The organism is Arthrobacter sp. AK01 (assembly GCF_021109375.1).
Taxonomy (GTDB): domain Bacteria; phylum Actinomycetota; class Actinomycetes; order Actinomycetales; family Micrococcaceae; genus Arthrobacter.
Genome location: NZ_JAJOHP010000062.1, coordinates 1 through 23,831, shown reverse-complemented (window position 1 = coordinate 23,831; position 23,831 = coordinate 1). Strand labels below are relative to the sequence as shown.

24 protein-coding genes are annotated in these 23,831 nt (G+C 62.9%); 13 read left to right on the top strand and 11 right to left on the bottom strand.

Translation table 11 applies throughout. The features are described from left to right. The first annotated feature begins 147 nt into the window (after positions 1-147). Both LN996_RS18545 and LN996_RS18540 read left to right on the top strand, forming a co-directional pair. Complete coding sequence (locus LN996_RS18545) at positions 148-774, top strand: TetR/AcrR family transcriptional regulator (RefSeq protein ID WP_231341862.1); 627 nt, start codon at positions 148-150, stop codon at positions 772-774. Between the two features lie 56 nt (positions 775-830). Continuing rightward, positions 831-1,226: a nuclear transport factor 2 family protein gene (locus tag LN996_RS18540; RefSeq protein ID WP_231341861.1), complete on the top strand. Its 396-nt coding sequence runs from the start codon at positions 831-833 to the stop codon at positions 1,224-1,226. 73 nt (positions 1,227-1,299) lie between these two features. Here the strand turns inward: LN996_RS18540 and arfB are convergent, their stop codons facing one another. Further along, positions 1,300-1,719, bottom strand: a complete 420-nt coding sequence (arfB, locus tag LN996_RS18535; protein WP_231341860.1) for an alternative ribosome rescue aminoacyl-tRNA hydrolase ArfB — start codon at positions 1,717-1,719, stop codon at positions 1,300-1,302. A 104-nt stretch (positions 1,720-1,823) separates the two neighbouring features. Between arfB and LN996_RS18530 the strand changes: the two genes are divergently transcribed. From LN996_RS18530 to LN996_RS18510, 5 genes are all read left to right on the top strand, one after another. Continuing rightward, the gene (locus LN996_RS18530) at positions 1,824-2,648 is read left to right on the top strand and encodes an ABC transporter ATP-binding protein (protein WP_308102742.1); all 825 of its coding nucleotides are present in this window, start codon (positions 1,824-1,826) and stop codon (positions 2,646-2,648) included. Between the two features lie 44 nt (positions 2,649-2,692). Beyond that, on the top strand, positions 2,693-3,673 hold the full coding sequence (locus LN996_RS18525) for an iron-siderophore ABC transporter substrate-binding protein (protein ID WP_308102741.1): 981 nt from the start codon (positions 2,693-2,695) through the stop codon (positions 3,671-3,673). 9 nt (positions 3,674-3,682) lie between these two features. Beyond that, on the top strand, positions 3,683-5,821 hold the full coding sequence (locus tag LN996_RS18520; protein ID WP_231341858.1) for an iron ABC transporter permease: 2,139 nt from the start codon (positions 3,683-3,685) through the stop codon (positions 5,819-5,821). Between the two features lie 54 nt (positions 5,822-5,875). Beyond that, positions 5,876-6,271 (top strand): hypothetical protein, encoded by a 396-nt coding sequence (locus LN996_RS18515; protein WP_231341857.1) that lies wholly within the window; start codon positions 5,876-5,878, stop codon positions 6,269-6,271. A gap of 97 nt (positions 6,272-6,368) precedes the next feature. Continuing rightward, complete coding sequence (locus LN996_RS18510; RefSeq protein WP_231341856.1) at positions 6,369-6,983, top strand: dihydrofolate reductase family protein; 615 nt, start codon at positions 6,369-6,371, stop codon at positions 6,981-6,983. Between the two features lie 30 nt (positions 6,984-7,013). Here the strand turns inward: LN996_RS18510 and LN996_RS18505 are convergent, their stop codons facing one another. Then, the gene (locus tag LN996_RS18505) at positions 7,014-7,433 is read right to left on the bottom strand and encodes a hypothetical protein (protein ID WP_231341855.1); all 420 of its coding nucleotides are present in this window, start codon (positions 7,431-7,433) and stop codon (positions 7,014-7,016) included. A gap of 234 nt (positions 7,434-7,667) precedes the next feature. Between LN996_RS18505 and LN996_RS18500 the strand changes: the two genes are divergently transcribed. Together LN996_RS18500 and LN996_RS18495 are read left to right on the top strand one after the other, a co-directional pair. Next, positions 7,668-8,150 carry a pyridoxamine 5'-phosphate oxidase family protein gene (locus tag LN996_RS18500; protein WP_231341854.1) on the top strand — a complete coding sequence of 161 codons (483 nt, stop codon included), beginning with the start codon at positions 7,668-7,670 and terminating at the stop codon, positions 8,148-8,150. 6 nt (positions 8,151-8,156) lie between these two features. Further along, entirely contained in the window at positions 8,157-8,513 is a 357-nt protein-coding gene (locus LN996_RS18495) for a TraR/DksA C4-type zinc finger protein (RefSeq protein WP_231341853.1), read from the top strand. A 39-nt stretch (positions 8,514-8,552) separates the two neighbouring features. On the opposite strand, the gene LN996_RS18490 is transcribed toward LN996_RS18495, so the two are convergent. The 8 genes from LN996_RS18490 to LN996_RS18455 form a co-directional block, all read right to left on the bottom strand. After that, entirely contained in the window at positions 8,553-8,813 is a 261-nt protein-coding gene (locus LN996_RS18490) for a hypothetical protein (RefSeq protein WP_231341852.1), read from the bottom strand. 364 nt (positions 8,814-9,177) lie between these two features. Next, entirely contained in the window at positions 9,178-10,449 is a 1,272-nt protein-coding gene (locus tag LN996_RS18485) for an MFS transporter (RefSeq protein ID WP_231341867.1), read from the bottom strand. Between the two features lie 141 nt (positions 10,450-10,590). Continuing rightward, positions 10,591-11,961: a DUF3100 domain-containing protein gene (locus tag LN996_RS18480; RefSeq protein WP_231341851.1), complete on the bottom strand. Its 1,371-nt coding sequence runs from the start codon at positions 11,959-11,961 to the stop codon at positions 10,591-10,593. Beyond that, positions 11,958-13,184: an amidohydrolase gene (locus LN996_RS18475; protein ID WP_231341850.1), complete on the bottom strand. Its 1,227-nt coding sequence runs from the start codon at positions 13,182-13,184 to the stop codon at positions 11,958-11,960. Before LN996_RS18475 ends, LN996_RS18480 begins: the two co-directional genes overlap by 4 nt. A gap of 11 nt (positions 13,185-13,195) precedes the next feature. Further along, entirely contained in the window at positions 13,196-14,743 is a 1,548-nt protein-coding gene (locus LN996_RS18470; RefSeq protein ID WP_231341849.1) for an aldehyde dehydrogenase, read from the bottom strand. Positions 14,744-14,754: 11 nt separating this feature from the next. Then, positions 14,755-15,678, bottom strand: a complete 924-nt coding sequence (locus LN996_RS18465; protein ID WP_231341848.1) for an NAD(P)-dependent oxidoreductase — start codon at positions 15,676-15,678, stop codon at positions 14,755-14,757. Between the two features lie 70 nt (positions 15,679-15,748). After that, positions 15,749-16,633, bottom strand: coding sequence for a MurR/RpiR family transcriptional regulator (locus tag LN996_RS18460; protein WP_374202236.1), 885 nt, complete (start codon positions 16,631-16,633; stop codon positions 15,749-15,751). Between the two features lie 180 nt (positions 16,634-16,813). Then, entirely contained in the window at positions 16,814-18,724 is a 1,911-nt protein-coding gene (locus tag LN996_RS18455) for an FAD-binding monooxygenase (protein WP_231341846.1), read from the bottom strand. A 179-nt stretch (positions 18,725-18,903) separates the two neighbouring features. Here LN996_RS18455 and LN996_RS18450 point away from each other — a divergent pair, with 179 nt between their 5' ends. Next, positions 18,904-19,854 carry a 5'-3' exonuclease H3TH domain-containing protein gene (locus LN996_RS18450; protein ID WP_374202234.1) on the top strand — a complete coding sequence of 317 codons (951 nt, stop codon included), beginning with the start codon at positions 18,904-18,906 and terminating at the stop codon, positions 19,852-19,854. A 190-nt stretch (positions 19,855-20,044) separates the two neighbouring features. Further along, positions 20,045-20,602: a Clp protease N-terminal domain-containing protein gene (locus LN996_RS18445; protein ID WP_231341844.1), complete on the top strand. Its 558-nt coding sequence runs from the start codon at positions 20,045-20,047 to the stop codon at positions 20,600-20,602. Between the two features lie 79 nt (positions 20,603-20,681). Here LN996_RS18445 and LN996_RS18440 read toward each other — a convergent pair whose 3' ends face one another. Next, positions 20,682-21,767, bottom strand: coding sequence for an acyl-CoA desaturase (locus tag LN996_RS18440; RefSeq protein ID WP_231341843.1), 1,086 nt, complete (start codon positions 21,765-21,767; stop codon positions 20,682-20,684). Between the two features lie 189 nt (positions 21,768-21,956). On the opposite strand from LN996_RS18440, the gene LN996_RS18435 reads away from it, so the two are divergent. Both LN996_RS18435 and LN996_RS18430 read left to right on the top strand, forming a co-directional pair. Further along, positions 21,957-22,376, top strand: coding sequence for a YciI family protein (locus LN996_RS18435; protein ID WP_159698432.1), 420 nt, complete (start codon positions 21,957-21,959; stop codon positions 22,374-22,376). Positions 22,377-22,412: 36 nt separating this feature from the next. Next, positions 22,413-23,666, top strand: coding sequence for an RNA polymerase sigma factor (locus LN996_RS18430; RefSeq protein WP_231341842.1), 1,254 nt, complete (start codon positions 22,413-22,415; stop codon positions 23,664-23,666). Positions 23,667-23,831: the final 165 nt, after the last annotated feature.

Genomic DNA, 23,831 nt, shown 5'->3' with positions numbered 1-23,831 from the left:
GACCGGTAACCGGACCGTTTGGGGTTTGGCCGGTGATGTCTTCCAGTAACGCTAACTAAACATTGACCACTTTGGAATACTTTCATCAAGATTTCTTTACCAAAGTGGAAAAGAAACTTGGTAGCCTCGTCTCAAGGAGGTCATCACATGGATCAGGAAACACAGGAACAGCACGCCCGCACCCCGGGCCGCACGGGCAAGCGCGCGCCTTACGCGAACGGCGCAAAGAAGCGCGCTGAGCTGGTGGAGGCCGCCTTTCAGGTCTTCGCCGAGAAGGGGTACCTGGGCCTCTCCATACGGCAGATAGCGGAGGCTGTCGGAACCAGCCACACCGCACTCCTCCATCACTTCGGGAGCAAGGAAGCGCTACTGGAAGCCGTGCTGGTCCTCCGCGAAGAGCGCGAGGGTCCATGGCGTAAGGAACTGATCAGCGAGAAGGGGTTGCTCGAAACCGTGCCTGCCGTCATGCGGCACAACGCCGGAATCCGGGGCGTCATTCACCTTGACGCGACCCTGCGGGCAGAAGCCATCAGCCCCGACCACCCGGCCCACGGCTTCCTCCTACGGCGCAACACGGATTTTGTTGACTCGGTCCGCTCTGAACTCGAACGCGAACTCGCCGCCGGCCGGCTCCGGGAGGGCTTCGCACCATCGGTCCTGGCCCGCCAGATCACCGCATTGGTGGACGGGATCCAACTTGCCTGGCTCTACGACGAATCAGTGGGCATGGCCGAACACCTCCAGGCCTACATGGACCTGATCAAGAAGAACTGACCTACCGCCGGCAACTCCCGTGGTGCGATCCAGCCACTAGGAGGACAATGCGCTTCATGGCTGCAGAAAACATCAACGAAACAGTGGTTCATCGGCTGATCGACTGCATCAACGATCGCCACATCGAGGTCATGGATGAGCTGTTCCACGACGACGCCGTCATGCACTGGCCGCAATCCGGCGAAGTGGTGCGCGGCGCTGAAAACCGGCGCGGCATCTACAACGCCTTTCCCCAGCTCCCCACCATCACACCCCGCCGCCTCCTCAGCGGCGGGAACCTGGTGGTGGCCGAAGCGCTGCTCGACTATGGGGGACCAACCTATGAGACGGTGTTCATCTTCGAGTTCCGGGACGGCCGGATTGCCAAGGAAACTGCGTACTGGAGCGAAGCCTTCCCGGCCCCGGAGTGGCGCTCGCAGTGGGTTGAGACCACCGGCGGCCAGCCTCGCTGATCTCAACGAGGGCGCCTGGTACGCCCATTCCGCTGAGGAAGCCGCGGTCACGGGGGCTGGTTCGGTGGCTGGACTACTCGGCAGGAGGCCGGCGTCGTTGCTGCTTGGTGGCTGACCTGAGCTCCTTGGCGGCACGGTGGCGGCGGGCCGAGCCGCGCGTGGGTTTGGAAGCGCGCCGGACGGTTTCGGGGACGAGGCCTTTCCTGATGAGTCCGGCGAGCTTTGCCAGCGCGATTTCACGGTTGCGCAGCTGGGATCGTTCTTCGGAGGCCGTCACTGTGATGACTCCCGCGACCAGTTTCCGCCCCAGACGCTTGAGCAGCAACTGCCGCTGCTCATCGGTCAGCGTCGCAGAACCCGCGAGATCCCAGATTAACTCCGCCCGGCTGTCGGTGGTGTTCACGTGCTGGCCGCCTGGTCCCGAGGAACGCGAAAACCGCCAAGCCAATTCCGAGGCGGGAACCGTCAGGGAGGGGGAGATTTCCAAGTCCATGGAACAAGGGTCGCACGTCCCGCATGTCCGCCTTCAACGTGTCCCGCTGACATTCCGGGACACGTTTTTAGGAATTAGGTAAGCCTAAGCTAATCTTTCATTTTGTGATTGAACTGAGTGAACTCTCCGGGCTCGAAGCCACGGACCTGGTCCTCCGCTATGGGGACAGGGACGTAGTGCACGGCGCGGGTCTCCGCCTTGAGCCGGGGCGCATCGTTGCCTTGGTGGGCCCCAACGGAAGCGGCAAATCCACGCTGCTTCGCGCACTCGCGCGGCTTCATGAGGCTTCGTCGGGTTCCGTGACAGTCCGCCCCGAAGGCGGGGAGGCATCGGACGCCCTGATGATGAAGAGAAGCGACTTTGCCCGGCATGTGACGTTGCTCTCGCAGAGCCGCCCCGTCCCGCATGGCCTGAGCGTCCGCGATGTGGTTGAGTTCGGCCGCCATCCGTACCGCGGACGGTGGCGGGCCGCAGATCCCGAGGGGCCCGCCGCCGTCGAGCGCGCCATGAACCTGACGGGTGTCGCTGAGCTCGGCGACCGGGGGGTCCACGAACTCTCCGGTGGCCAGCTGCAGCGGGTGTGGCTGGCGAGTTGCCTGGCACAGGACACGTCCGTGCTGCTGCTGGATGAACCGACCAACCACCTGGACCTGCGCTACAAGGTAGAGATCTTCGACCTCGTCCATGACCTCGCCCGCGTCCACGGAGTAGCAATCGGCGTGGTCCTTCATGACCTTGATGAAGCAGCCGCACTGGCCGATCATGTGGTGGTTCTCTCGGAAGGACGGATTGCAGCAGCCGGTCCTGCCCCCCAAGCACTCGACGCAGCGCTGTTGAGCGAGGTCTATTCAATCCCCATCGTGACCCACACTGACCCTCTCACCGGAAGGCTGCGGACCCGCGCAGTCGGACGGCACAGCGGCAGCTGAAGACCTCCAACACAACATAAGCACCCCAACACGAAAGGGACCCTGTGTCCATGAAGATCCACAAAGCCCTGGCCGCAACTGCTGCCTTGGCAGTTCTGCTCACTGGCTGCGGCACCACCGAAGGCCCTGCCAGCCAGGCTTCCAGCACTTCCGGTGCCGGCGAAGCCATCACAGTGACCGATGCCCGCGGCACCGAGGTCAAGCTCGACGGCCCCGCCAAGCGCGTGGTCGGCACCGAATGGAACGTGGTGGAGAACCTGACCACCCTCGGCGTCATGCCGGTGGGCGTTGCGGACATCAAGGGCTACAACGCCTGGGTTACCGCCGGCAAGCTGGACAGCACACCCACGGACATCGGCACGCGCAACGAGCCCAGCTTCGATACCATCGCATCCTTGGATCCGGACCTGATCGTCGCCACCACCGATCTCACTGAGCCCGTCATCAAGCAGCTCCAAGAGTTGGCACCGGTGGTTGTGGTCAAGTCGGCAGACGGCAGCCGCCAGATTGCACAGGCCGAGGACAACCTCAAGCTCGTCGCGAAGGCCACCGGTACAGGGAAGAAGGCCGACGAGGCCATCGCAGCGTTTGACGCCGCCGTCGCCAAGGGCAAGGCTGACCTCGAAAAGGCCGGCCTTACCGGATCCCGCGTCGCGTTCGCAGACGGCTGGGTAGCCGACGGCAAGGTCTCCATCCGCCCCTACACCACGGGATCACTGCTGACCGACATCAACACCGAACTGGGACTCGTCAACCCTTGGACGGTTGAAGGTGACCCGGCTTACGGCCTGGGTTCGACGGATGTCGAAGGCCTGACCGCCGTCAACGCCGACCACTTCGTCTACATCACCAACAGCGCTGATGGTGACTTCACCGAGCAGTTGACTGACAACGCTGTCTGGAAGTCCCTTCCGTTCGTGGCCTCCGGCAAGGTGCACCGCTTGGCTGACGGCATCTGGATGTTTGGCGGACCTGCCTCGATGACCCAATACGTCGATGCCATCGTCGCTTCGCTGACCAAGTAGTTCCACCGCATGACCGACACTGTGAAGAGGCCCGCCATGACCGTTCCCACGGCCGTGGCGGGTGCTCCCGTACCCGCCGGGCCGACCGGACAAGCGGTCCGCCGTCCTTTCGGACCGCTTCTGGTGGCTGGCTCCGGGGTAGTTATCCTGGCCGTCTTCGCGATGATCCACCTCACGCAGGGAACGGCCGACGTCGGCCCTCTCCAGTTACTGGGGCTGCTCACCGGAAGTGGTTCCGATCAGGAGGCCGCAGTGTTGGTCGCCTCGCGCATTCCGCGACTCTTTGCCGGCCTGCTGGTCGGTGTCGCTTTGGGGGTGGCCGGGGCAGCACTGCAGTCGGCCACCCGCAACGTCCTGGCATCTCCCGATACCCTCGCAGTCAATGCCGGCGCGCACTTCGCCATCGTGGCCATCGCCGCGTTTGGCCTGACTCTTCCGTCGTTGCTTTCCGGTGGCGTTGCCTTCATTGGCGGCCTCGCCGCGGCGTTGCTTGTGCTGGCGTTGTCCGGCGGGGGAGCGAACGGCAATGGAGGTCCCATCCGCCTTGTCCTGGCGGGCACGGCGCTTGCCCTTGGCCTGCATTCGGCCACCAGCGCGCTGCTGTTGTTGTTCAGCCAGGAAACCACCGGCCTTTACGCCTGGGGCCAGGGCAGCCTGTCCCAGTCACGCACTGACGAACTGTTCCAGTTCACTCCCGTCATTCTGGTGGCCGTCGCCGGCCTGCTTCTCCTTGCCCGCAGGATGGATCTGCTCGGCTTGGGCGACGACGCCTCCAGGCTGGCAGGTGCGGATCCGCGTCTGGCCCGGGTTGGCGCCGTCGTGCTTGCAGTTGTCCTGTCCGCGGCTGCAGTAACGATCGCCGGACCGATTGGTTTCGTGGGCCTCTGCGCCCCGGCGATCGTGCGGCTCCTGGCCTCCCGGCTCCGTGGACTGGGCAGGCATCGGGCCTTGCTTCCCATCTCCGGACTGGCAGGTGCAGTCGTGGTTATCGGTGCTGATGTCCTGGTGCGTGGCCTGTTCGGTGCACAGGCCGGCGTGGAAGTACCGACCGGTGCGGTCACCACTGTTTTTGGTGCTGTCTTCCTGGTGATCCTGGCCATGAGGATGTCCGACTCCGGATTGAGCGGTGCCGGGGACGCATTGGCGCGGCTTCGTTCGCGCCGGTTCTTCCTGGCTGTGCTGATCAGCCTGCTGGTTCTGCTGACCGGCCTCCTGGTGGCCGGAGCCTTGTTGGGTGATGCGAAACTACTGCTCGGCGACCTCCTTAATTGGCTCACCGGCCAGTCCGGAAACCGTGTCAGTGCCGTGCTGGGTACGCGGATGCCGCGCGTCGTTGCTGCGGTCCTTGCCGGGGCCGCGCTGGCGCTTGCCGGCGCCCTGATCCAGGCCGTATCCCGGAACTCCCTCGCCGAACCTGGCATTCTTGGCGTGTCCGGCGGTGGCGGGCTCGCAGCAATCATCGTCATCACCACTGTCCCGACGGCCAGTTCCTGGGTGGTTACCGGCTCTGCACTAGGGGGCGCCGCACTGTCCGCCCTGCTGGTCTTCGGGCTGGCGTTCCGGGGCGGGCTTCAACAAAACCGCTTGGTGCTGATTGGTATCGGCGTCTCCGCCGGGTTGGCTGCGATGATTACTGTCCTGTTGGTGAGTACGGACCCGTTCAACCAGACCAAGGCGCTGACGTGGTTGTCCGGTTCCACCTATGGCCGCAACTTTGCCTCCGTCCTGCCGCCGCTCCTTGCGCTGCTGGTCTCCCTGCCCGTGCTGGCCGGGATGAGGCGCGACCTGGATCTGATTGCCGTGGACGACGATTCGCCCCGGGTGCTGGGCATCGGACTGTCCCGATCCCGCTTACTCCTTCTTTCGGTGGCCGTCCTGTTGACGGCAGGCGCAGTTTCATCCGTGGGGGTGATCGCGTTCGTGGGACTGGTGGCACCGCACGCCGCCCGGACGTTGGTGGGTGCACGGCACGCCCGGGTCCTTCCCGTGGCTGCGCTCATCGGCGCCTGCACCGTGATGTTCGCGGACGTGATCGGCAGGACGGTTATCGCTCCAGCCCAAATACCTGCCGGCATCATGACCGCACTGGTGGGCGCGCCCTACTTCGTGTACCTGCTGTGGCGCTCCAGGGTTGACAGGACGTTCTGAGTCACTTGATGCGCCCCCTGCCGGCACTGGCCGCCAGAGCATAGGATCGACTGTATGGCCGGATCCGTGGATGTTCTTGGCCCCATCCTGGAAATGATGACGTGGGTGGGGTTTGTCCCGGGCGTGCCTCTGTTGATCAGCGCTTGGGTTATCGCAAAGCGCCGATGCGTATGGGTGACCGCTGATGGCGAACGGTTCGCCGCGGGCGGTTTTTTGGGACTCCACTGGGTGGACCAAGCGAACGAAGAACAGAAAGTCCTGCTCGATGTTCCGGCCGAGACGGGGACCCTTGATTCCGGACCGGTGCTGGTGCACTACGACATCTGCCATCCGGCACGATGTTCCCTTCGGCCGCCGCGCCACGATAACACCGTTTTGATCCTGGGGTGGATGCTCACCGGGGTCGGCATACTGAGCACCCTTGGCGGGTTCGTCCTTCTCCTCCTCTAGCGTGGACCTCTTGAATGCCGGATCGCTCCGGGGCTAGCATTTCCGCGCGCGGTCAACGCGCACTTTCACCGCGCACGGTTAAACCGAGGAGACTGCTATGAGTGCAACGAAGGCAACCCTGATGGTGGACTTGATCATCTCCCTGGATGGATACGCTTCCGCCGAGGGGTGGCCCGGCTGGTGGGGACTGGAAGGGCCCGAATACCTGGCGTGGCTTGAGGAAGAGGGTAAGAAGGACTTCACTACCCTCATGGGCGCCAACACCTATCGGCTGATGTCGAGTATGTCCGAGGAGGCTTCTGAGGACAGTTCGGGGTTTTCGGAGGAAGAAGGAGCCAGCTTGACGGGGCTGGCTGCCATGCCCAAGATCATCTTTTCCTCCACCCTGAAGGAACCCCTGGCGTGGCCAAACTCGGAGTTGATTGCCGGCGACGCGGTCGACGCGGTGCGGGAATTGAAAGGGACACGGTCGGGTACCTTCAGCACGCTGGGCAGCTTGAGCCTTTGCCGTTCGCTGCTGGCGGCCGGCCTGGTGGACAGGTATCGGTTGGTCGTCTTTCCAGTGATCACCGGGAAAACCGGGCGTGAGCGAATCTACGACGGATACCCGGACGTCGCACTGGATATGGTGGACAGCCGTACGTTCGACGGGCGGACCCAATTGCTGGAGTACGTTCCCCGGGTCATCGATGGTCCGCTGACCAGAGGCTGACCCGGCTGTTCCGGCTGTTCCGGAGACCAGCTAAGCGCTTTGCTTCGCGAAGAGCGGTTCCAGGCATTCCGAGTAATGGGTCATTACTTCCGAAAACGTCATCAGCCGGCGGCCGTCCACGTTGGGGGTGCCTGCCCCCTGCAGCTCCGCGCGGTCAGCCAGGCAGAGCAGCGGTTCCGCACTTCTCCCGTTTGTTGTCAGCACTGCTATTCCCCATGGGTCGCTGGGCTCGCCGACCAAGATGCCCGCTTGGTCAAAGGTGTCGCGGAGGACGTACCGCGTGACAGTCCGCCACGATTGCAGAAACGGCGACTGCAGCTGTTCAACCAGGTCTTCGTCCTTGGCCGCGTAGGCCTCCAGGAGTCCGGTTGCGAGCCCGTCCCATTCCTTGGCGTCGCGAACCATCAGGTGTGCGGCCCTCATGCGGGCGATCGTTTCAATCAACGTCATGGCAGTCCCCAAACTTCCCGTCGCTTCGCCTGCCCCCCGAGGCAGGCCTGACCGCCGTCGGCATGTCACTACCAAGAAGAACGGATAGCGCTCCGGCTTGATTCCCGGAAAGCGTCTGTTTTCTGGTTGTTGGCCAGCTTTCGACATTCCTTGTCCGCCTAGTAAATCAGTAGACTTACTAATAGGCTGTCCACTCGGGGAAGGTCCCCGGCAGGAAGTGAAGCGAGGCGAGGAATGGCTGAAGAGCAGGGAATCAGCAAGGTCGTGGACATTATCAACGACGCCAAAATCGGCATGCTGACCACGGTCAACGAAACCGGCGCGCTGGTCAGCCGGCCGCTGGCCGTTCAGGACGTCAAGGACGACGGCGATATGTGGTTCTTTACCGGACTTGGAACCTCGCAGGTTGCGCACGTGCGTCAAGATCCCCGGGTCAACGTTTCCTTCGGCAAGAACACCGAGTGGGTCTCCGTCGCTGGAACTGTGGAGGTTGTCACTGACCGGCAAAAGATCCGCGAGCTGTGGAACCAGGTTGTGGAGGCATGGTATCCGGACGGGCCGGAGACCCCGGAAGTATGCCTCCTGCGCGTTGACTCTGAATCGGCCGAATACTGGACCAGCCCGGGCGGAACAGCTGCGACGGTACTTCAATGGATCAAGTCCAAGGTCACCCATTCCCGATTCAGCGTAGGCGAAAGCGGCACCGTGGAACTATGACCCACCATGGTTGATGCCGAGCGGTTTCAACTTCTCCTTGAGGAGGAGCGTGATCGAAAACTCGAACTGCTGAAGGCCCTGCAAGGCGACATCAGTTCGGTAAGCCTTGCCCGGCAGGACTCCAATGTGGATGACGAACACGATCCCGAGGGCAGCACCATAGCGTTCGAACTCTCGCAGGCGTCCGCGCTCTTGGAGCAGAGCCGCGTTGGCCTGGATCAGATCAACGCGGCTCTGGAGCGGATAGCCTTGGGCAGTTACGGGCTGTGCGAAATCTGTTCAATAGCTATTCCGGAAGGCCGGCTTGAGGCCCGGCCATGGACGCCATACTGCGTCGAGCATGCCTCGGGAAAGCCAAAATAGCTTTGCGATGAAACACGAATAACGTGGCGACGAAACCGGTCAGCTGGACATGCCTGGTGCGACAGGCACAAATTCGATGCCCTGCTGGACCTTCTTCTTGGGCCCTCGGCTGAATCCTTTCGCATCCAGATTATTCCCCGCACGGTAGGACGCCAGCGCTTCGTCGTACATCTCGTTGAGTCGTCGCCCGGTGAAAACTTCATGGTTTCCATCGGTAAATACGACGGTGATGGAAACGGTGGCGGGAAAATGCCTGCTCATCCGGATAAAGCCTTGGGGGTCCTGCTGGAGGGAGATCACGAGCCAACCGCGCTTTCAGTAGTGGTAGGTTCCAGTCTTGCGTACTCGAGCCGTATTCGCGCCATGGGGCATTTACAAGCGCTCGACGCAGGGCTATGTTCCCAGCCACACCAAAGCCATGAGCCTGAACCCGCAAGCACACACCATCTGGGAGTCCTTGACCCAGGCCATCAGTTCGTCATTGGGCCTTCGGCGCTACGAGTTGGTGACCCTCGCCGCAGCCCAGGCCATTGGTTCCTCCCACTGCCGATTGGCTCATGGCAGGAAGTCCCTCACCATCATCGACGAGGACCAATTGTGTGCCATTGCCCGTGATTACCGGGATGCAGGGCCTGGCCGTCTCCCATGCCACCGAAGACCGCGCTTACGCCAATGGTTCCGTATCCGTTCGGGTTTCGGCGGTGCTGGCCCGGTCGGCCGGGGCACCCTGTTTCCGGCTGGCCAGCAGGAACGGCACGGCGATGAGCTCGATGACACCGGCCATGGCCAAGGATGCTTGATATCCGTAGAGATCAGCTCCCCGGCCCAGGAGCGGCTGGATGACCACGCCCCCGCTTGAGCCCATCAGTGAGTCGAAACTCAGGACAGTGGCCCGCTGTTTCGATGGGATCATGTCATTGACATATGCCTGCCGGACCGGGGTGGCTGCAGAACCCACAACGCCCCAGAGTGCCAGCAGGACCAGTGCCACCCAGAAGATGTGGGTGACGCCAAGGACCAGGAGGATCACGCCGCCCACCACCCCTGCAAGGATCAATACCGACGTGCGCTTGTGGAACAGTTGCCGGGCGTGTGGGGCGAGCCAGCCTCCCAGGATTTGCGAGCCCGCCACGATTGCTGCGGCCAAACCCGCGATGGAATAGGCCTTGGGATCGCCGAAGAGATCAAGCAAATATGGCTGCAGCGCATAGAAGACATAGATTCCGACGCCGGCGCTGAAGGGGGCGGCAAGCATCACGTAGCGCACGGGCGGGTTTTTCAATCCGTTGTCGATCGATGCGGTCAGCACGGTACGGACGGCACGGAGAGGGTGCGTCGAACGCTCAGGAGTGAAGCCGACGTCGTGCATGAGCCCAAAGGCGACAGCAAACATGGCGAGCAGCACCGCCACGCGCAGGAGGAAGGGAATGCCAAGATTGGTGGCTTGGGCAATGACGCCACCAGCCACAGAGCCCACCAGCATGGCTACGCCCTGCACCATCTGACCGCGGCCAAGCACTGGCTCCAGTCCGCCTTGGTAGCCCGAGAAGCGCAGGGCATCCACGAGCCACGCCTCCACGGCGCCGGAAAAGAACGTGAACCCGAGGCCCAGCAGCACCGACACGACGGCCCACATCCAGAACGGAGCCGCAATCTGCCAGAGCACAAAATACAAGTACGTCGAGGCGGCCAGCGTCACTGTTCCCAGGAGGAAGGAAACCCTGCGGCCCCAACCATCGGCGATGACTCCGGTGGGAACCTCGAAGAGAACCATTCCGGCGGTGAAGAAGGCATTGGCGGCGAACGCCTCGAGGTTGCTCAGCCCGGCATCCAAGAGGAAGAGAGTATTGATGCCCCAGATGAAGGAAGCCGCAATGGTATTGCCCAGCGTCAAGGTGAGATAGACGCGCTGGATCTTTCGGGCGGCGTCGTTCATGGTGTCGCCGCCCCCGCCGGTGCCAGGAGGGACCACCACCTCATTCTCGTCCCGATCCCGGTCCTTTGCCAGAGCGGCCGGGCACGAAAAGGCCTGCTTCCCTGATAGGGAAACAGGCCTTTCCGTAGTTTCAGAAAGTGATCAGTGCCAGAGGCCCAGGGCGAACTCCGCGATCACTGTCGAGAGGATGAAAGACGCGGTGATGGCCACCAAGCCGACGGGAATGATCTTCCAACCGATGTTCCGCAGCAACGGGATGTCCTTGCCGAGCGAAAGACCGGCAAGGGTCAGCATCACCGTCGCAATGGAGAGGAAGTCCACGGTTTTGACGGCTTCATTCAGGACCCCGGAGCCAAAGAACCACGGGCTCGAAATGTAGGCGCCAATGGTGGTGATGAAGACGATGGCCGAGATCTTCCTGGTGATCTTTGCGAGCAACAGGCTGACAAGTACCAAAGCCAGCATGATGCCGTAGCCTGCCAGGATGGACAAGCTCAGGCCCTTGGCGGCCACGGCTGCAGTGCCAACACCCAACACCGTCAGGACGGACAGGGATAGCCACAATGGCAATGTCATGGCGGCCGAGGACTTTGCGACTTCCTCCCGGAACCGGCGGTTCTCTTCGGCCTGGACCTCGTCTTGCGCAAGCTCTGCATCGGTCCGGGCCTGGGGCACCGTGCCGGCAGCAACCTTCTGCGCTTCTTTGTTCCGGGTCAGCACCTTGTAGAACTTGTCAGCCACGGGAAGGGCAATATAGATGCCCACGTACACACCCAGAATGGTGGTGATGAGGTTGGAGACAGCTGCCATGCCGAGGATGGCCTCCTGGTCGGCCGGGTACGCGGCGATGATGCTTGCGGCCGAGGCGGCCATCATGGACCCCGAACCAACACCCGCGCCCATAGCCAAGGCCAGTGGATCGAAGATCTTCCAGTTGGCCACCAACGAGGTCAGCAGTGTGATGAAAATGGCGCCGAACAAGGTTCCAAAGACGTACATGGCCAGGACGCCGCGGTATTGGTCGGAATCAGGACCGTATTTCTCAGAAACCATGGCGAACGAAGGTTCGCGGTCCAGGGAGAAAGTGGCTCCCACAGTGGCTTTGCCCATGCGCAACAGCACGGCAAGCGGAAGTGCCAGGACGATAGTTCCCAGCAAGTGGCCCACTTCCTGTAGGAGGAGTGCGGGGCCGGCCTTGATGAGGCTGGGCAGGCTCGGGCCGATGTTGAAGGCCAGCCTGGCCACCAGGAGCAAAACGGCCACACCCACCAGGGCCGCAGCCACACGCTGCAGGTCCAGGCCCAACGGCTTGAACTTCTGGATGGAGACCAGCAATCCGAGGATCAGGCCCCAAACCATCGGGAAAATGATGATCGCGCCAATGCCCAGATCAATCTTGGCCTGACCGATGAACTGAACCGCAAGGGCGATGACAAAGGCCAGCGCGGCGATCGGAAGCGTAAGCCGTGTGCCGGCCTTATCCGTCCGCGCGGTTTCGGTGTTGGTGCTCATGATGTTGCTTCCTGGATCGGGGCTTCGGGGCGGTAGGCCGCCTGGACGAAGCGTTCTCTCTGCTGGGGATTGGTTGCGGCGCCCGCCACTGTCCACGCCAGCGCTGTGGCTGCCTCGAACATGACGGCGTACGCCTGGGGTGTGTTCGCAAGGGCCGCGAAGCCGTGCGAGTGGATGGGGACATTGGCTCCGGGAATGCTGAGCCAGGGATGCAGGGATGGAATGACCTGGGAAATGTTGCCCATGTCGGTGGAGCCGCCTCCCATGCCAGCTGCGGGCGAGGTGTCCTTGCCGAACGAGTCCATGGCTGCCGTCCAGTGGCCGGCAAGGTCCCCGTCCTGGATCAGCGGTTCGTACAAGGGTTCGGCTGCCGTGATGTCAAGGGTGGTTCCCGTGGCCAGGGCCGCCCCTTCAAAGCAACGCTTGACGCGCTCAAGCAACGCCTCATACTCGGGGAGCGTGAAAGCCCGGCACTCGAACGGCACTACGGCATGATCGGGAATGATGTTGGTGACATGTCCGGCCTCAGCCACATAGCAAGCTACCCGGTGATCGCCAGGGATCTGCTGCCGCAGCAAGCCAATGGCCACTTGGCTGAGCACCGCTGCGTCCCCGGCGTTCACGCCCATATGCGGCGCGGCCGCAGCGTGGGCGGCCTTGCCTGTGAAGACTGCCTCGTACCTGCCCACGGCCTGGGCGGTGGTCCCAGCGGGGTTGTAGGTGACGCCGTCCTGAACCGGATGAACCATCAGTGCAAGGCCAACGCCGTCAAAGGCACCGCCTTCCAGCATCAATACCTTGCCGCCGCCATGCTCCTCCGCCGGTGTGCCAATGGCCTTCAAGGTAATGCCGAGTTCGTCGACGTGGGGGAGCAAGGCCAACGCTGCCGCCACGGATGCCCCGGCTATGAGATTGTGCCCGCAGGCATGGCCTACGGAGGGCAGGGCGTCATATTCGACGCACAAAGCCACTACCAGCTCACCTGTTCCGGCGGTTGCCGTGAACGCGGTGGGGAGGCCTGCCGTTCCTTTGGTGACTTCGAAGCCCCCTTCGGCCAGCAAAGAGGTGATGGCCTCGGCAGCCTGGACTTCCTCGAAGGAGATCTCGGGATTGGCGTGCAGGCTCTCTGAGAGTTCGCGCACCTTGGGCTTCCAGGTGGCGACGCCACCTTCCAAGGCCGTTCGCAGGTGGTCGGCAGATGCTGTGGTGTTGGTAATTTCCATGATCATTCCTGCTAGTAGGACAGGGACGGGAAGGGAGATCCGGCTGCCCGGGTGGGGACCCAGACCGCCTTTGCCTGTGTGTACTCGTCCAGAACGCCAGGGCCTGAGGAGCGGCCGTGGCCTGAATCGCCAAAGCCACCGAACGGGACGGCTACGTGGATGGTCTTGTACGAGTTGATCCAGAACGTCCCGGCCTTTACCTCGCGTGCGATGTGGTGTGCCCGGGAAATGTCGGAGGTCCACACGGCGCCCGCCAGGCCAAAGTTGGTGTTATTCGCTCGTGCGATGGCCTCGGCCTCTGTATCAAAAGCATCTGCACCCACCACCGGGCCAAAGACCTCGGTGGTTTCCAATCGGTTGGCAGGGGTGACGCCATCCAAGAGGGTTGGCATCACCCAGTGGCCGCCGGCAAGACCGGAGCTTCTCAGCGCCTCCGGCAGGGTCGCGCCGGTAACCCGGCGGCCGCCGTCGTTCATTCCCGTTTCGATCAGCGAGGTAACGGTGGCGAACTGCGGAGCCGTAATGATCGGCCCCACCTCGGTAGTGGAATCCAGCGGGTCTCCGACACGGAGCCGGGCAGCGCGGTCGGCCACCAGCTCGATGAACCTGGCGTGGACGCTTCGTTCCACCAGGAGGCGGGAGCCTGCGACGCAGGACTGGCCGGCACCGGAGAAGATGGCGGAGATGGCGCCATCGGCGGCCCGCTCCAGGTCGGCATCGGCGAAGACGATGTTGGCGCTCTTGCCGCCAAGCTCCAGGAGGGCCGGGATACCGGCCTCGGCAGCAACCACCGCCACACGGCGGCCGGTGGGCACGGAACCAATGAAGCTGATCTTGCCAACGCGCCGGTCAGTGGTGAGGGTTGCGCCAACGGTCTGGCCCAACCCGGTGGCAACGTTGAAGGCGCCGTCCGGGAGTCCGGCGTCGTGGGCCAACTGAGCCAGCCGGACCGTGGTGGCGGGCGTGAATTCGCTGGGCTTGATGATCACCGCATTGCCGGCAGCCAGTGGTGCAGCTGAGTTCCACCCGGCAGTGAACAGGGGCGCATTCCAGGGCGTGATGGCGACGACGACACCCCAGGGGACCCGTTCGGTGTAGGTATGCCAAGGGCCGGGAACGGGTATGGTCTGCCCAGTCAATTTGTCTGCCCAGCCGGCGTAGTAGCCGAACATTTCCGCGACTTTGGCCGCTTCGACGCGGGCATCGCGGATGGGCTTGCCTGTGGTGGACGATTCCAGGATCGCCAGTTCTTCTGTGTGTGCTTCGACCACCCTGCTGACGTTGCGGAGGATGGCGGCGCGCTCGAAGCCGTTCAACTTTCCCCAGGTCGCAGCGCCGCGGACGGAGCTTTCAAGGATGGCGTTGGCACCTTCGGTGCCGGGATCGGCGTATTCGGCGAAGGATCTGCCCGTGGCTGCGGACGTCAGGGTGATGGTGCTCCCGGAGCCCGGGACTACCTTTCCGTCCATGAAGGCGCCAAGGCCCTGGGGGAAAGCTGAGTCCAGGACTGTCCGGGCGGTCTCCGCCGAGGATGCTGTTGGGGCTGTGGTGATGCTCAATCTCGTGTCCTTTACTTGCGGGTGCGTGGTGACGCGGACGGGGACTTGTCCGGGGCTCCGGCCGGTGTCACGGAAGGGGCCACCGTTCTGGCAATTTCGGTGAAGTCCGCCGCCGGTCCAAGGACGGCCAGTGCGTCCTGCCATTGGCTGGCCGCAGCGGCCAGCAGTTCAGGCTGCTGGCCCATTTGCCGGGCAATGTCGATGGCCAGGGCGGCGTCCCTGGCCATGAGGCCCAAAGAGAACCCGGAATCATGCGTTCCGGACATGACCCAGTTGGGGTACATGGCCTCCGAGACCTTGCTGCCGCCGGAGGCATTGCTGATGCTGGCGGCCGCAACGGCCGGATCGATGCCGTAGGCCTTGGCCACCCCCAGGGCTTCCCCTACGGACACCAGGTTCGCTGCGGCCAGGACGTTGTTCAGCAGCTTGACGACGTTGCCGCTTCCCGGGCCGCCGATGTGTGCATACTTGCCGCCTGTCAACGCTTTCAGGATGGGCCCGGCCGCCGTCAACGCGCTCTCGGTCGCTCCAACGAACGCACTCAGGTTGCCGGTCGCAGCGCCGTCCCGCCCGCCGGAAACAGGGGCGTCCACGAAAGCTGCGCCGCTGGTGGCCGCCAGTTCTGCCATGGATTTGCTGGTGCCCGGCTCAGAGGTAGTGGTGTCGATGATGGCGATGGTCCCGGGAGCCGCGAGGAGCGTGGGAACTGTGGCCTCGACGACACTGGCGGAAGGCAGGGACAGGACCGCATACGGGGTTCCTGCCAAGTCCCTTGCCTCCGCCGTAGTGGAGATGCCGGTGAGGGCAGCGGCATCCCGTGCCGCTTCCGAAGGATCGAAACCAGTGACGGTCCAGCCGGCGCGGTGCAAGGTCGATGCCATGGCACCGCCCATGGACCCGAGGCCAATGACGGCGACGCGACGAATATTGCTCATGAAGTACTCCTGGTGGGGCATTGAGGGGTTTTTTTGTTGGGGGCATCCATAAGGTGGGCCCTGTACGACGTCAGTCCAGGTAGATGTCCAGGTCTTTCCACAACTGCTGTGTGCGCCGGATGGCAGCACGGCTGCGTTCCGGGTGGGCGGCTTCCATTCCGGCCAGTAATCCGTAGACCATCGAATTTGCTGCGGTGACTGACTGGAAGAACGAGATACCTTCCGATGCCACGATCAGCAGGTGGTCCGCGGCTGCGGCGAGGCGGCCCCGGCGCATGTCGCTGATGGCGACCACTGTGGCGCCCGATTGCTTGGCGGCTTCGGCCGTGACGATGATTTGCTGGACTGACCGCCACATGTTGACCACCACCAGGACGTCGCCGGGCCCCAGGGTGTTCGCAGCGGACGCGAAGTGCACGCCGCCGCGGTTTTCCAAGGTGATGGGATAGCCCATGGTTGAGCCGAGGTGGGCCATGACGCTCGCCGGGCCGGCAAAAGAGCCAATGCCGACGGCGGTGATGGACTTGGCTGAGGCAAGGGCGGCGATGGCCGCCTCGACATCGTCTGCGGTGTTTGAATCGAGCGTCAGGCGCAGGTTCTCGATGTCATGGTTCAAGGCGTCGTGGAGGGGGCTGCGGTGCTCACCGTGCTCAATCAACGTGTCTTCGGTGGAGATCATCACCAGATAGCGGGAACGCAGTTCGCGCTGCAGGTCCGGCCAGCCACGGTAGCCGAGTCGTTGGGCGGTGCGGACGACGGTGGAGTTGTTTACGTCCGACCGTTGGGCGATTTCCGCGATGTCCGCATACGACGAGAGCTGTGGATTGCGGGCAATGACTTCCACTACGCGTGCCTGCGACTTGGACAGTGCAACGTCCGGCAGGGCATCCCCAAGCCATGCATGATCCGCGGATTCCCTGGCCGCGGGTGCGGCGCTGGCTGTGTCCTCGCTGATCTTCACTGGTTCTCCTTGTAACGAACATCACTCTGCAAACTGCATTGCAATAAAGATACTCTGCAATTTTGTTTGCTTCTAGTGGTTTGCGTTACAGGGATGTAAAACTTCGGCAGTGGTCAGCCGTTAACGAGCAAACTGCCGGCGGACCTTGGCGGCCCGCCGGCAGTTTCCCTATGTTCAGGCTTCGACGAGTCCCGCCGTCGGGTGGGTTTCCAGCACCGAAGCGAAGAACGAGCCGAGTTCCGCCGTCGCATGCAGCGGTAGCACGTTGGCGACGTACTGGTCGGGGCGGACCACCACGACTGCTCCGTCGCGGCTGATTCCGCGCAGTTCGAAGATGTCGGCGTTCGGATCGGCGCCGAAGACCTTCTCAAGATACGTGAGCTTGAACGGTCCAACTGTGGGCTTGAACGCGGCGGGCACGGCGTTGATGTCCACGTCCGTGTGGTCCTGCTGGTAGATCACCTTCACATCGAACCAGGCGTCGCGGTCAGCGCCCGACGGCGTCGCGGCCAGCGGCGAGTCCGGCGAGTTCGCGATCCACTCGGCAAGGTCGGCGACGGGCCCTGCCGCGCCGGCCTTGTCGGCGTCAGCGAACACGTAGATGCGCCAGCGACCATCGGCCTTGGCGTGATGGCCAAGGTGCATGGGGTTCGTGTCGCAGACCCGCAGGACCGGTGCGGACTTGAATCGCTTGCCCACGGGGAAGCCCGTGGCGAGCTCCTGGTGCTGTGGCGCTGCGACCAGCATGGAGGGCGCATATTGCGTCATGAATCCTGCGGGGAACTCGGCCGTACTGGTGTAGAAGGTCTCCAGCTCCGCCGGGTCTTCGAACTCCTCCGGCTTCTTGGCCATCAGGGTAGACCACTGCTTGTCGAAGTCGATGAGGTTCTTCGCAACAACCTGGCGCTCGGCGGAATACGTGTCAAGCAGGCTTTCAGGACTGCGACCCTCAAGGACGTGGCCAAGCTTCCAACCGATATTGAAACCGTCCTGCATGGACACGTTCATGCCCTGGCCGGCCTTCGCGCTATGGGTGTGGCACGCGTCGCCGGTGATGAACACCCTCGGCGTGCGCGTACCGCGGTCCTCCGGCAGAACGTCGTCGAACCTGTCCGTGAGGCGGTGGCCCACTTCGTACACACTGTGCCAGGCGACGTTCCGGACATCCAACGTGTACGGGCGCAGGATGTCGTTGGCCTTCTGGATAATCTGCTCGATGGTTGTCTTCCGCACTGCTCCCTGATCGTCAGCGGCGACTTCGCCCAGATCCACATACATGCGGAACAGGTGCCCGCCTTCGCGGGGGATCAACAGGATGCTGCCCCCGGATCCGGACTGGATAGCGCACTTGGTGCGGATATCCGGGAAATCGGTCACGGCGAGGACGTCCATGACGCCCCAGGCATGGTTCGCCTGGTCGCCTGCGAGGTGGCAGCCGATCGACTCACGAACCTTGCTGCGCGCACCGTCCGCGCCGACCACGTATTTGGCGCGGATGACGCGCTCCTGGCCCTCGTTGGAGCCGGAGGTGTGGGCGAGTGTCACTGCGACGGGGTATTCGCCTTCGCCTGAGACCTCAAGGCCGCGGAACTCGTAGCCGTAGTCCGGCGTCATTCGCGTGGGGGAGTTGGCCATGAATTCGGCGAAATAGTCCAATACCCGCGCCTGGTTCACGATCAAGTGCGGAAACTCGCTGATTCCGGCGGGGTCGTCCACGGCGCGGGCGGCGCGGACGATGCGGGAGTGATCGGCCGGGTCCGGCTTCCAGAAGGCCATCTCGGTGATGCGGTAAGCCTCCGCAATAATGCGCTCGGCGAACCCGAAGGCCTGGAATGTCTCGACGCTGCGGGCCTGGATGCCATCGGCCTGGCCGATGGCTAGCCGGCCGGGGCGTCGCTCAACGATGCGTGTTGTCACACCGGGGAACTGGGAGAGCTGCGCCGCGGTCAGCATGCCGGCCGGGCCGCTGCCCACGATGAGGACATCCACTTCGTCGGGAAGCTCGGTTGGGCGGTTGATTCCGACGCCGGCTGCCGGCTCGACTCGGGGGTCACCGGATACGTAACCGTGGTGGTGGAACTGCACGGGCTTTCCTCACTTCTTTGTGGGCTGACAATCACGGATTGTTCGATAATAGAACTCCGTGTTCTATTATTGCTCACATCATCGTAATGCCGCTCACATTGGTGATCAAGTCTTTACCGTCCCTGACACCTGCTTGACCGGCGAATTTGCGTGTGATTCCTGCCGAAAGAACAGCAGGCATGTCAGGATCAGGTATGCCCCGACTGATGCTGCTGGACACTGCTTCCCTGTACTTCCGTGCCTTCTACGGCATCCCCGATTCGATACGCCGCCCCGACGGAACGCCGGTTAACGCTGTCCGGGGATTGATGGACATGATCGCCCGCCTCACCACCGACTATGAAGCAACACATGTCGTCGCCTGCTGGGACAACGATTGGCGGCCGGAATGGCGCGTGGATCTGATCCCTGGCTACAAGTCGCACAGGGTAGCGGAGATCGTTCCGGACGGTCCCGACGTCGAGGTCGTCCCGGACCCGCTGGAGGCCCAAATTCCGATGATCCGGCACGTGCTGCACCTCGCCGGGATAGCCGTCGTGGGTGTCGATGAGCATGAGGCCGACGACGTCGTTGGCACCTACGCGAGCCACGCGCAGATCCCTACGGATGTCGTCACCGGCGACCGCGACCTTTTCCAGCTCGTTGATGACGACCGCGGGGTCCGGGTTATCTACACCGCCCGCGGCATGAAGAACCTGGAGCTCGTCACCGATGTCGTCGTTGTGGGCAAATACCGGGTCCTGCCCCAGCAGTACGCCGATTTCGCCACCCTGCGCGGCGATGCTTCCGACGGCCTGCCCGGTGTTGCCGGGATCGGCGAAAAGACGGCGGCCTCCTTGCTCGGCACCCACGGCTCACTGGAAGGCTTGCTTGAAGCGGCAGAGGACCCCGACGGCGGGTTGTCCGCTTCCATACGCGCCAAACTGTCGGCCGCGGCCGACTACCTTAAGGTGGCGCCCGCCGTCGTGAACGTTGTGCGCGACCTCAAGGTACCGACGCTGGAAGACGTGGGAGCTGAGCTGCGTCCCGTCACCGGCGCAGCGCGCGCCGAACTTGAACAGTTGGCTACGGACTGGAACCTGGGTGGTGCGGTCAAGCGGCTGCTGGACGCTTTGGACCGGGTTCGCTGATTCGGCCGGACCATGCCGATTCGGCCGGAGCATAGGGAGAGTCCCTCACAGCTTCCGGATCACTCTCACAGCGGAATGACAGGTTCAGGACAGCGTGGGCTGGGGTTGTCCACTCATCGTGTTAAGAGGACGGCACTACTGCCCGTCCCTCAGACACCAGCCGTACCAACGGCTCATTGAGGAGAGGTACATGTCGAAAACCAAGAGAATTACGTTGGGAGTGGCGGCCGGAGCCCTGGCATTGGGTGCAGGACTTGGTGCAACGAGCATGGCAACTGCGGCCACCACGCCATCGCCCAGCGCCACTTCCTCTGCGGATGCGACAGCTCCGTCAGACCGCGGTGGTAAACCGGGCGGGCATGGCCACGGACGCGACGGTGGACAGATTGCGGCGCAGTTGGCCAGCAAGTTGGGTGTGGACGAGGCCAAGGTCACCGATGCCTTGAAGGCATTCCGTGAGGCGAACAAGCCCGCTACGCCACCCGCCGAAGGTACCGAAGGCACCAAACCGGACCGCACGGCCCAGGACGCAGCCCTGGCGAAGTCGCTGGCCGAAGCCTTGGGTGTGGACGAGGCCAAGGTCACCACGGCGTTGGAGGAAATCCGTGCCGAAGGTCAAGCGGAGCGTGCTGCTGCGCTGAAGACCAGGCTGGACAAGGCAGTCACAGACGGCAAGCTCACACAAGCTGAGGCTGATGCCGTGACCAAGGCTGTCGAGGCCGGGGTCATCGGTGGAGGCGGCCGCTGAACTGACTACCCCGTTGGCGTGAGGATCCCCCCGGAGTTACTCCGGGGGGATCCTTTTGCCATCCTGTGCCACCTTGCGGTCACCGGGGACGGAATTGGTCAACGACCGGGCACTCGAAGGGTTCTCCGGCGAACAAGCCGACGTCATCCAGATATCTCACCACGATCACGTAGGACGCTGCGAGGCTGGTTTCGGTGTAGGGAATACCTAACTCATCACAGCATGCCTTGACCATCCCGGACGCGCGATGAAGGTAGGGACGAGGCATGTCCGGGAAGAGATGGTGTTCGATCTGGCGGTTCAGCCCACCCATCAGCGTGTCCATGAACCATCCTCCGGAGATGTTCCGGGCGGTGAGTACTTGGCGGTTGAGGAAGTCCGTTCTGCTGGACGTGGGCAGGATGGGCATGCCTTTATGGTTCGGGGCGAAGGACGCGCCCATGTAGAAACCGAAGACACCCAGCTGGACGCCAAGGAAGGCGAAGGCCATGCCTAACGGAAGCATGGAGAAGACCAGAATGGGCACAGCCAGCAAGCGCAGCAAGAGGACGGGGATCTCCACCCAGCGGTGGTCAACTTTTCGTTGGTGCAACAGGTACTTCAACGAATCAACGTGCAGGCTCACACCCAGGAAGAACAACAGCGGAAACAACAGCCAGCCCTGTCGGCGGGTGACCTGCACCATGACGCCCCGCCGGGTACTGGCCGCTTGGGGGTGAAAAGCGATGGCGCCGGTATGGATGTCCGGGTCCTTGTCGATCACGTTGGGGAAGTTGTGGTGACGCGTGTGCTTCTGTGCCCACATCGAGTAGCTGATGCCCACCAATCCGGTACCAACCAGCCGGGCGGACCACTCATTCATTCCCTTGGACTTGAAAACCTGACGATGGGCGGCTTCATGGGCCAGGAACGCGAACTGGGTCAGGACCACACCCATTACCGCCGCGATGAGCAGCTGGAACCAGGTGTCCCGCAGCAACAGGAAGCCGCTCCAGGTCCCGGTCCAAGCAGCCATCAGGATCACAAAGACAGTGATGTAGAAACCCCTGCGGCGTTTCAGCAATCCGGCGCTGCGCACGGACTTCAGGAGTGTCACGTAGCTGTTGACGGTCCGGGTGGCACCCCCGTCCGGCAAAGATTCATCGGACGTACGTTCTGGTGCCATGGTGCCTCGAACCACTTGCAGGCGGACTCAACACAATCGTTTCCCGCCGTCCCTCCAGACTACGCCGATGACGTGGACCGAGAGCCGGGAAATTGTTTTGGACCCGTTGTCGATTTGTCCTCGCGCCGTTCGACCTATGGATGAGAAGGTCGAAGGGCGACCTTCCACTTACACAGGAGATTGAGTCAGATGGCTAAATACATGTTGATCATGAGGGCAGACGACGCTTCGTACGCCAAGTTCGAGAACATCGATTTCAACGAGATCCTTGACGCCATGGGGCAATTCAACGACGAACTGATCCGCGCCGGTGTCCTCCTGGCTGCGGAGGGCCTGGAGGATCCAAAAGAGGGTGTCGTGGTCGACTTTACGGGGGAGACCCCCGTTGTCACGGATGGCCCCTACGGCGAAACCAAGGAGCTCTTTGGCGGCTACTACATTCTGGACGTCGCGTCCAAGCAGGAAGCCATCGAGTGGGCCAAGCGGGCACCCATGACCGAAGGGACCAAGACCGAAATCCGGCGCGTCGCTAGCATTGACGAGTTTCCGCAGGACAACAAATGGATCCAAAAGGAACGTGCATGGCGCGAGCAGACGGGCCAACTCTAAAGCCGGCCTCGGGAACTGCAGTCAGCAGCACCTGAGGTGGGCAGCAACGAGGCAAGGGCCGCCGTCGAAGCGGTGTGGCGTAGTGAATCCGCACGCATCGTCGGCGCCCTTGCGCGCTATTCGGGCGATTTCACTTTTGCCGAAGACCTCGCCCAGGAAGCGGTCGCGGAAGCACTGGTGTCGTGGTCTGTCAACGGCGTCCCCGCAGAACCGGCAGGGTGGCTCCTGACTGCCGGGCGGCGCCGGGCGATCGATTCCTTTCGCCGGCGTTCTGCCCGGGACGAAAAGTACGCCCTGCTTGCCCGCGACCTCTCCGAGGAGGAACCGGGCGTGGACACGCTGTTCAACCCGGACTCGATTGACGACGACGTACTCGCATTGATGTTCATCTCTTGCCATCCGGTGTTGTCCAAGGAATCGAGGATCGCTTTGACGCTCCGCGTGGTCGGCGGCATGGGCACGGAGGAAATTGCCAAAGCGTTCCTTGCACCCGTTCCAACCATCCAAGCCCGCATCACCCGCGCCAAGAAAACCCTGGCGGCGGCGCACATTCCGTTTGCGGTGCCCGAGACAGACGAAATTGCCGAGCGGCTTGGCTCCGTGCTGCAGGTGGTCTATCTGATTTTCACGGAGGGATCGTTCGCCACCACCGGTGATTCGTGGATGCGGACGGAATTGGCCAGTGAAGCACGGCGACTGGCCCGTGTGTTGGTTCGACTGGCACCGGAACCCGAGGTATTTAGCATGCTTGCGCTCATGGAACTCACTGCTGCCCGGTTTCCTGCGAGGCTCGACTCAGCCGGAAAGCCGGTCCTTCTGGAAGACCAGGACCGACGCCGTTGGGACCAGTCCGCGATTCGTCGAGGCAGGGCAGCGCTCTCGACGGCGGTCGGCGCCGGCCGCGGTCTCGGCGCCTATGGATTGCAGGCGTCGATTGCTGAATGCCACGCGGTGGCTCGAAGCGCAGCGGACACGGACTGGCAACGGATTGTGATCTTGTACGAAGCACTAGGACGCTTGGCACCATCTCCGGTTATTGAATTGAATCGCGCCGTTGCGGTGGCCATGGCTACAGGGCCGACAGCCGGGCTGCAGTTGGTGGATGCCCTGGCGAACCGTGGGGATCTGCACGGGTCTCACCTGGTCCCGACCGTTCGTGGCGAACTTCTCACCAGGCTCGGCCGATTCGGGGAAGCAAAAGGGGCCTTGGCGGAGGCACTGGCCTTGTGCTCCAACGCTGCCGAACGAACAGCACTGGAGCGCAAGATCGCTGACTTGGCAGGCAAATAGCCTCAGGTCCCAACAACGTGATGGGGGCACCAGCCGAAGTCACACCAACGGCCCCTGGTTGCCACGGCACACGCCGGCACACACCTGTGCGCAGCCGCGACACGCAGGATGCCTGTGTCTGGATCCCTATGTTTTGTGGGGTGTGTGGTGGTGGTTGCGTCGGGG

Excerpts from the sequence above, each read along its gene's own strand:
- LN996_RS18435 (WP_159698432.1), top strand. The coding sequence starts at position 21,957 with ATGGCTAAATACATGTTGATCATGAGGGCAGACGACGCTTCGTACGCC.
- LN996_RS18545 (WP_231341862.1), top strand. The coding sequence starts at position 148 with ATGGATCAGGAAACACAGGAACAGCACGCCCGCACCCCGGGCCGCACG.
- LN996_RS18475 (WP_231341850.1), bottom strand. The coding sequence starts at position 13,184 with ATGGAAATTACCAACACCACAGCATCTGCCGACCACCTGCGAACGGCC.
- LN996_RS18445 (WP_231341844.1), top strand. The coding sequence starts at position 20,045 with ATGTCGAAAACCAAGAGAATTACGTTGGGAGTGGCGGCCGGAGCCCTG.
- LN996_RS18520 (WP_231341858.1), top strand. The coding sequence starts at position 3,683 with ATGACCGACACTGTGAAGAGGCCCGCCATGACCGTTCCCACGGCCGTG.
- LN996_RS18485 (WP_231341867.1), bottom strand. The coding sequence starts at position 10,449 with ATGAACGACGCCGCCCGAAAGATCCAGCGCGTCTATCTCACCTTGACG.
- LN996_RS18510 (WP_231341856.1), top strand. The coding sequence starts at position 6,369 with ATGAGTGCAACGAAGGCAACCCTGATGGTGGACTTGATCATCTCCCTG.
- LN996_RS18505 (WP_231341855.1), bottom strand. The coding sequence starts at position 7,433 with ATGACGTTGATTGAAACGATCGCCCGCATGAGGGCCGCACACCTGATG.
- LN996_RS18440 (WP_231341843.1), bottom strand. The coding sequence starts at position 21,767 with ATGGCACCAGAACGTACGTCCGATGAATCTTTGCCGGACGGGGGTGCC.
- LN996_RS18495 (WP_231341853.1), top strand. The coding sequence starts at position 8,157 with ATGGTTGATGCCGAGCGGTTTCAACTTCTCCTTGAGGAGGAGCGTGAT.
- LN996_RS18465 (WP_231341848.1), bottom strand. The coding sequence starts at position 15,678 with ATGAGCAATATTCGTCGCGTCGCCGTCATTGGCCTCGGGTCCATGGGC.
- LN996_RS18480 (WP_231341851.1), bottom strand. The coding sequence starts at position 11,961 with ATGAGCACCAACACCGAAACCGCGCGGACGGATAAGGCCGGCACACGG.
- LN996_RS18500 (WP_231341854.1), top strand. The coding sequence starts at position 7,668 with ATGGCTGAAGAGCAGGGAATCAGCAAGGTCGTGGACATTATCAACGAC.
- LN996_RS18450 (WP_374202234.1), top strand. The coding sequence starts at position 18,904 with ATGTCAGGATCAGGTATGCCCCGACTGATGCTGCTGGACACTGCTTCC.
- LN996_RS18540 (WP_231341861.1), top strand. The coding sequence starts at position 831 with ATGGCTGCAGAAAACATCAACGAAACAGTGGTTCATCGGCTGATCGAC.
- LN996_RS18515 (WP_231341857.1), top strand. The coding sequence starts at position 5,876 with ATGGCCGGATCCGTGGATGTTCTTGGCCCCATCCTGGAAATGATGACG.
- arfB (WP_231341860.1), bottom strand. The coding sequence starts at position 1,719 with ATGGACTTGGAAATCTCCCCCTCCCTGACGGTTCCCGCCTCGGAATTG.